Origin of the sequence: Methylobacterium indicum (assembly GCF_001043895.1) — a bacterium.
In the GTDB taxonomy this organism is placed as follows: domain Bacteria; phylum Pseudomonadota; class Alphaproteobacteria; order Rhizobiales; family Beijerinckiaceae; genus Methylobacterium; species Methylobacterium indicum.
On the sequence record NZ_JTHF01000165.1, the window covers coordinates 1 to 6,104 of the forward strand.

General features: G+C 74.4%; 6 protein-coding genes. 1 reads left to right on the plus strand and 5 read right to left on the minus strand.

Annotated elements, in window-relative coordinates; genetic code table 11:
* Window positions 1-279: hypothetical protein (locus QR78_RS35010; RefSeq protein ID WP_048429233.1), on the plus strand; the 279-nt coding region annotated here is incomplete at its 5' end.
* A 101-nt stretch (window positions 280-380) separates the two neighbouring features.
* Here the strand turns inward: QR78_RS35010 and QR78_RS19510 are convergent.
* The 5 genes from QR78_RS19510 to QR78_RS19530 form a co-directional block, all read right to left on the minus strand.
* The gene (locus tag QR78_RS19510) at window positions 381-2,843 is read right to left on the minus strand and encodes a PAS domain S-box protein (RefSeq protein WP_048429234.1); all 2,463 of its coding nucleotides are present in this window, start codon (window positions 2,841-2,843) and stop codon (window positions 381-383) included.
* Between the two features lie 34 nt (window positions 2,844-2,877).
* On the minus strand, window positions 2,878-3,549 hold the full coding sequence (locus tag QR78_RS19515; protein ID WP_048429235.1) for a chemotaxis protein CheX: 672 nt from the start codon (window positions 3,547-3,549) through the stop codon (window positions 2,878-2,880).
* The gene (locus QR78_RS19520; protein WP_048429237.1) at window positions 3,546-3,944 is read right to left on the minus strand and encodes a response regulator; all 399 of its coding nucleotides are present in this window, start codon (window positions 3,942-3,944) and stop codon (window positions 3,546-3,548) included. The genes QR78_RS19515 and QR78_RS19520 overlap by 4 nt, the downstream gene beginning before the upstream one ends.
* Window positions 3,945-4,151: 207 nt before the next feature.
* Window positions 4,152-4,400 (minus strand): hypothetical protein, encoded by a 249-nt coding sequence (locus QR78_RS19525; protein WP_048429236.1) that lies wholly within the window; start codon window positions 4,398-4,400, stop codon window positions 4,152-4,154.
* Window positions 4,397-6,104 (minus strand): chemotaxis protein CheA (locus QR78_RS19530; protein WP_048429238.1); only part of this gene is annotated, 1,708 nt, incomplete at its 5' end. The genes QR78_RS19530 and QR78_RS19525, both read right to left, overlap by 4 nt.

Genomic DNA, 6,104 nt, shown 5'->3' on the forward strand with positions numbered 1-6,104 from the left:
CCGGCCTTCGCGGGTCCGAAGGCCGGCGCCGACGGCAAGCTGCAGGCGCGGATGCCGTTCACCGCCACGCTCCCGGTCCTGCTGCCCACCAAGGTCACGGCGAAGGGCGTGCCGGCCCATCCGCCCCTCCAGGGGACGCAGAAGGCCCAGCGCGGCGCTCCCCCGGCCGGCCACCAAGCCGCGCCGGCCGGCACGGTCGCCGCCCGCCTCCATCGCGGCGCGACCGAGGACGGCGCGAAGACCGGAAGCTCGGGCGGCTCGACGACCGCGCGGCGCTGACATTCGGACTGCGGGGGTTCCGAGCGCCCGCAACCGGCCCGGCGCGGCGGAGCGATCCGCGGTCGAGCCGATCCATCCGGGCGCCGTCGCCCGGCGACCGCTCACCCCTCGATGATCGACCGGATCTTGGTCGCCAGGCCCTCGACCGGGAACGGCTTGGTGATCATCTGCATGCCGGGGCCGAGATGGCCGTTGCCGAAGGTCGCGTTCTCGGCGTAGCCGGTCATGAACAGCACCTTCAGGGTCGGGCGCACCAGGCGGGCCTGGTCGGCGAGCTGGCGGCCGTTGAGGCCCGGCAGGCCGACATCGGTGACGAGCAGGTCGATATGCGCGTCCGATTGCAGGTGGCGCAGGCCCGCGGTGCCGTCGCCGGCCTCCAGGGTGCGGTAGCCGAGCTCGTGCAGCACCTCGATCACCAGGGCCCGGACGGTCGAATCGTCCTCCACCACCAGGACCGTCTCGCCGCGCTCGGCCCGCGGCGCCTCGCCCCGCACCTCCGCCGAGGCCTCGACCTCGCCATGGTAGCGCGGCAGGTAGAGCTTGACCGTCGTGCCCTGCCCGGTCTCCGAGTAGATCTTGACGTTGCCCTCGGACTGCTTGGCGAAACCGTAGATCATCGACAGGCCGAGGCCCGTGCCCTGGCCCAGGGGCTTGGTCGTGAAGAACGGGTCGAAGGCCCGGGCGATCACGTCGGGCGGCATGCCGGTGCCGGTATCGGTCACGCTGACGCAGACGTACTGGCCCGCCCGCACCCCGATCTCCCGGGCCGCGTAGGTGTCGTCGAGATGGGCGTTGGCGGTCTCGATGGTGAGCCGCCCGCCGTCGGGCATCGCGTCGCGGGCGTTGATGGCGAGGTTGAGGATCGCGTTCTCGAGCTGGTTGGGGTCGCAGAGCGTCAGCCACAGGCCGCCGGCCACCACCACCTCGAGCTGGACCCGCTCGCCGAGCGTGCGGCGCATCAACTCGTCCATCGAGCTGACCAGCCGGTTGGCGTCGACGGATTTCGATTCGAGCGGCTGCCGGCGCGAGAAGGCCAGCAATCGATGGGTGAGGGCCGCGGCGCGCTGGGCCGAGGCCATGGCGAGGCCGGCATAGCGGGTCAGGTTCTCGGTGCGGCCCTCGTTGATGCGGGTCTGCATCAGGTCGAGGGAGCCGACGATGCCGGTGAGCAGGTTGTTGAAATCGTGGGCGATGCCGCCGGTGAGCTGGCCCACCGCCTCCATCTTCTGCGACTGGCGCAGCTGCTCCTCGGCCCGCTCGCGCTCGGCCACCGCCTCGCGGACCCGCGCCTCCAGGGTGTCGTTGAGCTCGCGGAGCGCCACCTCGGCGCGCTTCGAGTCCGTGACGTCGTAGATCACCCCGACATGGCGCAGGCCCGAGGTCTCGGTGTCGCGGATCGCCTCGCCGCGGCGCACCAGCCAGCGCACCTCGCCACTGTCGGCCAGCCGCACCCGGGTCTCGATCGGCGGCAGCTCGCCTTCCTGGCGCTGGTCGGGCGCCATCAGCGGCGGGTCGCCCTCGACCACGAGCGCGTTGACGGCGCTCGCCGCGACGGTGCGGGACGGCACCAGTCCGAGCAGGCTGCAGAATTGCGGCGAGGCCGCCACCGTGGCGAAGCCCGGGACGTGCTCGAAGGCACCGACGCGGCCCGCCGACTGGGCGATGCGCAGGCGCTCCTCGACCCGCTTCTGCTCGGTGATCTCGACCAGCACCCCGGTGAAGCGAGCGGGCCGCCCCTCGGAGCCGAAATGGCAGCGGCCGCGGGCATGGACCCAGCGCACCGAGCCGTCCGGCCCGAGCAGCCGGTATTCCTTGTCGAACACCTCGGCCCCGCCGAGGATGCCGCTGACCGCGAGCCGCACCCGCATCCGGTCGAGGGGATGGATGCCGGTGAAGAAGTCGCTCGCCGGAAGCGGGCCGGGGCTGAGCGGCACCGTGCCGGGCCGCGCGGGCGGCGCGAGTCCGGTCAAGGCCGCGAAGCGCCCGTCGACGTGCAGGCGCTTCTCCGGGATGTCCCAGTCCCAGGTGCCGGCGATGCCGGCGGAGGACAGGGTGAGCGAGAGCTGGCGCTGCGCTTCCGCCAGCCGCCGCTCGATATCGGCGAGCCGCGTGCGCCCGGCCTCCGCCTCGTGGACATGCGACATGTCCACCTGCGAGGCGAAGTAGTTGACGAGCGCGCCGGACTCGTCGCGGATCGGGCAGATCAGCAGCTGGTTCCAGAACCGGCTGCCGTCGCGGCGGTAGTTGAGGATCGTGACCCGCGTCACGCGCTCCTCGCGCAGGCCCTCGCGGATCGCCGCCACCGCGCCCGGATCGGTCTCGGGCCCCTGCAGGAAGCGGCAATTGTTGCCCACCACCTCCTCGGCGGCGTAGCCGGCGAGGGTCAGGAAGGCCGGGTTGGCGTAGACGATCGGGTTGTCGGGCAGGCGCGGATCGGTGACGAGCATCGGCTGGCGCGTCTGCTCGAAGGCGGCGATGAACGGTCCGGCCTGGCGCCACGCCGCCGCGACGGCGGCGGCGAGCGCCTCCGACCGGCCCGCCTCGGTCTCGCCCTGTGCGCTCATGCGGAGAACCCGTCCGGCTGGGGGGAGACGGCCATCAGGCGTCCAGATCGCCGAGGGCGCGGGCGATGAACTCGTCCACCAGGCCACGCAGGTTCTCGATCGACGGCAGGTCCATCAGCATCGCCAGGTAGCCGCGGATGTCGCGCTCGCTGACCGAGAAGTCGATGTAGAGGAAGAGCACCAGGGCGTCGGAGGCCACTCCCGCCCCCGCCTCCGTCCCGAAGATCCGCGGGCCGTCGCCGCGCGCGATGCCGGGCAGCGACATGGTGAGCGTGCGCTGGAGCATGTTCGCCATGGTGGCGAGGCAGCCGTTGAGGATGATGTTGCCGGTCTCGGCGAGCGCCTCGTCCTCCAGCGCCGCGACCTCCTCGGACGACAGGTCCCCGCCGGCGACCGCGCGCACCAGCTCGCGGCCGTTCTCCTGCGGGAAGATCAGCAGGGCGCGGCCCGCGAAGGCGCCCTCGAAATCCTGGTGCACCACCACGAGGGGCGCCGCCTCGCGCTCGCCGATCAGCCGGGCGGCGGCCCCGCGCGAGACGATCTCGACCGAGGGCACCGAGAGCAGCACCTGGGTGCCGATCATCGTGCGCAGGCTGGCAGCCGCGCGGCTGACGCCGATGTTGACGAGCTCGGTGAAGGCGTCCTGCTGCAGCTCGGTCAGCCCGATGGCGGCAGGCGGCGCCGCGCCGGGGGCCGGACCGCTCACGGGGCGCCCCGGCGCAGCCGCAGGGCGGCGCCCGAGAGGAACCCCGCCAGCGCCTCGCCCGTCAGGGGCTTGGGCATGAAGGTGGCGCCGAGCTCGCGGGCCCGGGCGATCACCTCGTCCTGGATGTTGGCCGAGATCACGGCGATCGGCATGTCGGGCCTCCCGGCCCGCAACTCCGCCGCGAGGGCGAGCCCGTCCTTGCCCGGCATGTTGAAGTCGAGGAGGGCGACGTCGACCGGCTCGGCGGCGGTGACCGCCGCGGCCTCGTCGGCGTTCGCGGCCTCGCGCACCGTCCAGTCCGGCTTGAGCTGTCGCAGCAGCCGCACGGCCACCGCCCGGGCGAGCTTGCTGTCGTCGACGACGAGGACGGTAGGCGGCGAAGAGGGTTGCGACATGGAGGGCATCTAGGGTGTCTTCGCCGGGATGGAAATGCCTTCCCCAAGGGGAAAGGGAGCCGGGGAGGGCGAACGACGGAGACCGTGCGCTCCGGGTCGGCATAGCGAAAACCGGCATCGTTGCGTAGGGTTTTCTCGGCGCAGGGTTTTCTCGGCAGCGGCGGACGCGGCGCGGATCCCGGGCTCCGCAGCCGGGGCTCGTATCCCTCACGGATCTCGGGGGGCGCCCAGCACGGGAGCCAGCCAGCGGGCCGCGAAGGGATCGCCGCAGGTGCCGTGGAGCGGCGGGCGCAGGCGCAGCAGCACCTGGACCAGGGCGGTATGGAGCCCGGTGCAGCCGCTCCACTCGACCCCGATGCCCGGCTCGGCCAGCAGCAGGGCGGCCAGGGTCTCGGCCTCCTCGACCGGGCAGATGCCCTCGAGCCGGACCAGCGCCCCGTCGCGCCGCACGCTCATGCCCGTTCCTCCCCATCGATTTCCTGCCCGTCCAGTCCCGGCCCGTCGGGCCCCTCCCCTTCCCCCGGCTCGACCAGGGTCTCGGGATCGAGGACCAGCAGCACCCGGCCGTCGCCGGTCAGCACGGTGCCGGCGAGCCCCGGCAGGGCGGCGAGGCCCGGCAGCGGCCGCACCAGCCCGTCGAGGCGGCCGGCGAACCGATCGACCTCCACGGCGACGAGACCGTCGCCGGCCCGCAGCACCGCCAGCCGGGCCTCGGCGGGGGCCGGAGCCTCCTCCCTCGGCAGATCGAGCAGGGCGGCGAGCGACAGGACCGGCACCGTCCGCCCGCGCAGGACCGTCGCGGCGCCGGCGCCGAGCGTCTGGATCCGCTCGCGCGGGACCCGGGCGAGCTCGACCACCGCCTCCATCGGCAGGCCGTAGCGCTCCGGCCCGATCGCGACGACGAGGAGCCGGGCGAGGGTCTGGGTCCGGGGCAGGGTAAGACGGACGATGCTGCCCCGGCCGGGCCGGCTCTCGACCGTGCAGCTCCCGCCGAGGCGGGTCGCGGCGGCCCGCACCGCATCCATGCCGACGCCGCGACCGGAGACGGCGCCGACCTCCGCCGCGGTCGAGAAGCCGGGGGCGAAGATCAGGTCGATCACCCCGGCCTCGTCGAGGGCAGCGAGAGCCTCGGGGGCCATCAGCCCGCGCTCGGCGGCGCGGCGGCGGATGAAGGCCGGGTCGAGGCCGCGGCCGTCATCCTCGACCGAGACCACGACCCGCTCGGCCCGGGCTTCGGCCCGCAGCACGATCCGGCCCGCCGGCGGCTTGCCGGCCCGGACCCGCGCCTCCGGCGGCTCGATGCCGTGGTCGACGGCGTTGCGCAGGAGGTGGAGCAGCGGCTCGAACAGGCCCTCGGCCACGTCCCGGTCGAGCTCGGTCGCCTCGCCCGCGAGGGTGAGCGTCGCCTCCTTGCCGAGATGGCGGGCGACGTCGCGCAGGGCCCGGGGGAAGCGGCGGAAGATCCGCGCCAGCGGCTGGAGCCGCAGGCCCACCGCCTCGCGGTGCAGCTCGCCGGAGAGCCGGCCGATCCGCTCGTCGCTCGCCCGCAGGGCCGGGAGGAGGCCGGCGAGGTCGTCCCCCGCGACCGCCCGGGCGACGACCCCGCCGAGGGCCGCGCGGGCCGCCGCGAGATCGTCGGCGAGCGCCACGAGGGCGTCGACCCGGGCCGCATCGACCCGCAGGGTCCTGTCGGCCGTGGCGGCGGTGTCGGCCCCTGGATCCGCCTCCGGCACGGGAGCCGTGGCGAGGGCCGTGTCGGAGGCCGCATCGGTGTCGATCGCCCGGACCGGAGCGGCCCCGCCCGCCGCGTCGGGGGCCGGGCCTGCCGGCACCGCGACGATCGTCGCCGTCGTGATCTGGTCGCGCACGAGGCGGAAGACCGCGTCGACCGCCGCCGGCGCGTCGGTGGTCAGCAGCGTCAGCGCGAGGTTGCAGGCGAAGACGTCCAGGGTCTCGACCGGCGGCCAGGGGGCGGCGGGGTGGAGGCGCAGGGCGACGAGGCCGGGCAGCCGGCGCACCAGCGCCAGGGGGTCGTCGCCGGCAAAGAAGCAATCGGCCCGCGGGACGTAGAGCAGGGCCGTCAGCGGACCGTCCGGGTGCGGGCCCGATTCGGCGAGGAGATCCGACGCCCACCGGGGCACCGGGCCCTGCGGCATGCCG

Excerpts from the sequence above, each read along its gene's own strand:
- QR78_RS19520 (WP_048429237.1), bottom strand. The coding sequence starts at position 3,944 with ATGTCGCAACCCTCTTCGCCGCCTACCGTCCTCGTCGTCGACGACAGC.
- QR78_RS19525 (WP_048429236.1), bottom strand. The coding sequence starts at position 4,400 with ATGAGCGTGCGGCGCGACGGGGCGCTGGTCCGGCTCGAGGGCATCTGC.
- QR78_RS19510 (WP_048429234.1), bottom strand. The coding sequence starts at position 2,843 with ATGAGCGCACAGGGCGAGACCGAGGCGGGCCGGTCGGAGGCGCTCGCC.